At 63.7% G+C, this 540-nt stretch carries 1 protein-coding gene; it reads right to left on the bottom strand.

The features are described from left to right. Positions 1–540: transposase (locus PQR08_RS38665; protein ID WP_408164501.1), on the bottom strand; the 540-nt coding region annotated here is incomplete at both ends.

A 540-nucleotide genomic window follows, 5' to 3' on the forward strand; every position in this document is an offset into this window, starting at 1 on the left:
CTGTTGTTGGCGGCGCACCGTGTCAAGCGCCTTGGACGCATGTGCGACGACGTGAAACTTGTCGAACGTCACTCGCGCATTGGGCAGATGTTCGCCCACGCCCTTGATGAACGCGGGCGACATGTCGATGCTGACGAAGGTGACTTGCTCGGGCGTGCCGTGGTGCTGGTTAAGGTAGGCGGCAAAGCCCTCAATCGTCTTCGCGTCGCGGCCGGCCGTGACAAACACGACGCGCCGCGCCTGCATATCGGCGACCAGCGTCAGGTACTCGTGGCCGCGCCGGTACGAGGTCTCGTCAATGGCTACCGAGCTCACGTCCGACAGATTCGCCGATGCCAGCGCCAGTTCCACATAGCGCGAACAGATGGCATGAACCCGGTGCCACGACAGATTGACGATGCGCGCCACAGCGGCAAACGGCATCTGCTGCGCCAGCATCAGCACCAGCGCTTCGAACAGCAACGTGAAACCGTCGAGCTGACCGACCCATTCCGGCTCGACCAGCCGTACCGAGCCATCGGGCAAGCGCACGCGCGGCAC

It is taken from the genome of Caballeronia jiangsuensis, from assembly GCF_046030135.1.
GTDB classification, from domain to species: Bacteria; Pseudomonadota; Gammaproteobacteria; order Burkholderiales; family Burkholderiaceae; genus Caballeronia; species Caballeronia jiangsuensis.